This window comes from Ferrovibrio sp., assembly GCF_046297895.1.
In the GTDB taxonomy this organism is placed as follows: domain Bacteria; phylum Pseudomonadota; class Alphaproteobacteria; order Ferrovibrionales; family Ferrovibrionaceae; genus Ferrovibrio.
The window spans coordinates 1-2161 of record NZ_JBKBHC010000016.1; the positions used below are offsets into that span (position 1 = coordinate 1).

At 66.0% G+C, this 2161-nt stretch carries 2 protein-coding genes; both read left to right on the forward strand.

The genetic code is table 11. The features are described 5' to 3' along the window. Positions 1–587, forward strand: a 587-nt coding sequence (locus ACK4FK_RS18705; protein ID WP_409747197.1) for a proton-conducting transporter membrane subunit, incomplete at its 5' end; no start/stop codon positions are given. A 1-nt stretch (position 588) separates the two neighbouring features. After that, positions 589–2142 carry an NADH-quinone oxidoreductase subunit C gene (locus ACK4FK_RS18710; protein WP_409747200.1) on the forward strand — a complete coding sequence of 518 codons (1554 nt, stop codon included), beginning with the start codon at positions 589–591 and terminating at the stop codon, positions 2140–2142. Positions 2143–2161 lie beyond the last annotated feature (19 nt).

The following is a 2161-nucleotide window of genomic DNA, read 5'->3' on the forward strand; positions in this document are numbered from 1 at the left end:
TGGTAGCCGCCTTTCTGATCAAACGCCAGACCGACATCAAGCGCATGTTCGCCTATTCCTCCATCGAGCACATGGGGCTCATCACCTTCGCCTTCGGCATGGGCGGGATGGTGGCCAACATTGCCGGCATGTTACACATGACCATGCATTCATTGACCAAGTCGGCCATCTTTTACGCCGTCGGGCATGCGGCGCAGAAGACCGGAACACAGGTCATGGACCAAATCCGCGGCCTGATCAAGACCAACCCCACCATCGGCTGGGGCCTGATGCTCGGCACCATCGCCATCCTGGGCGTACCGCCCTTCGGGGTCTTCGCCAGCGAGTTCCTCATCATCACCACCGCCATGCACGAGCACCCCTGGGCCACGCCATTCCTGCTCACCGCCTTGGGCGTGGCCTTTGCCGCCATATTCGGGCGCGTGCAGCCCATGGTCTTCGGCGAGACCGAGCTGCCACGCCTGCCCCATCCGCCGGCCATGGCGCCAGTGTTCATCCACCTTGCCCTGGTATTGCTGCTGGGGCTGTTCATCCCGCCCTACCTGGCCGGCTGGTACCGTCAGGCGGCAAGCCTGTTAGGGGGGTGAGATGAAGACCAGCATCGGCGACATCGAACTCATCCTCACACCCCAGGGCGAGGGCGCCATCTGGCGCTTTGACCTGGACCCAGCCCGCCTGCCCGGGTTCGCCCACGCCATCCGCGACGAGGGCGGACAACTCCTCGCCCTTTGGGGGAGCGATGACCGCCACCTCGGGCAGGGCTTTGCCCTACACACCCTTTATCTGTCCAGTCAGGGGCTCGTCTGGGCGCACTGCCCATTGCCAGCCGAGGCGCCCACCCATCCGGATCTCTCCTCGATCTTCCCCCAGGCCGAACGCATGCAACGCGCGGCCTATGACCTGTTGGGCATCCGCGCCGAAGGCGCAGTGGACACGCGCAAGTGGCTGCGCCATGCGGCCTGGGCCGAGGACGCCTACCCCCTGCGCAAAGATACCCCATGCCTCACCCCCCATCCCTCAGTCCTCACCCGAGCCGACGCCTATCCCTTCATCCGTGTGGCCGGCGACGGCGTGCACGAGATCCCCGTCGGTCCGATCCATGCCGGCACGATCGAACCGGGGCACTTCCGTTTCTCGGTCATCGGCGACCGGGTGCTCAAGCTGGAGGAGCGCCTGGGATACACCCACAAGGGTATCGAGAAGCGCTTCGAGGGCATGGACCTCACGCAGGGACAGCGGCTCGCCGGTCGCGTCTCGGGGGACAGTCATTCTGCCTATTCCTGGGCCTATTGCATGGCGGTCGAGGCGGCCTTGGGGCTGGCGGTGCCAGCGCGTGCGCTTTGGCTGCGTGCGTTGTTCCTGGAGATCGAGCGGGTGGCCAATCATCTGGGTGACCTGGGTTATCTCGGCAACGACGTAGCGCTGAGCTTCGGTTTCGCTCAATTCTGGCGCCTGAAAGAGGAATGGCTGCGGCTCGCCGCACGCCTGTTCGGCCACCGTTATTTGTTCGACCGGATCGTCCCCGGCGGTGTGGCGGCGGATCTCAGCGATGCGCACGCGCTGCTGGACTTGGCGCGACGGCTGCGGGGCGAGGTCGAGGAACTCAAGGCCGTCTATGATGAACATGCCGGCGTGCAGGACCGTTTCGCCCACACCGGTCAGGTCGATCCTGCCATGGCCGCGCGTCTCGGGCTCATCGGCCTGGCCGGACGCGCCAGCAGCCAGGCCTGGGACCTGCGGGTGCAGTTCCCGCATCCTCCCTATGACCAGTTGGAGGTGAACATGGCCATCGACCGGCGCGGCGACGTGCTGGCCCGTGTCGAGGTGCGTTTCGCCGAGGTGTTCGAGTCGCTGCGGCTGATCGAGGCGATCGTGCGGCGGCTGCCGCCGGGTCCCTTGGGCGTGCCGCTGCCGACGGTCAGGCATGTCTGCGAGGGCCTGGGGTATGTCGAGGGTTGGCGGGGGCCGGTCATCGTCGCCGTGCGCATCGGCGCCGACGGCCGGCTCGACCGTGTGCACCCGCACGACCCCTCCTGGCAGAACTGGCCGGCGCTGGAGGTCGGCATCCTGGGCAACATCGTCCCCGACTTCCCGCTCATCAACAAGTCGTTCAACCTGAGCTATTCGGGACATGACCTATGACCTGGATGTCGCCGACGTC

Excerpts from the sequence above, each read along its gene's own strand:
- ACK4FK_RS18710 (WP_409747200.1), top strand. The coding sequence starts at position 589 with ATGAAGACCAGCATCGGCGACATCGAACTCATCCTCACACCCCAGGGC.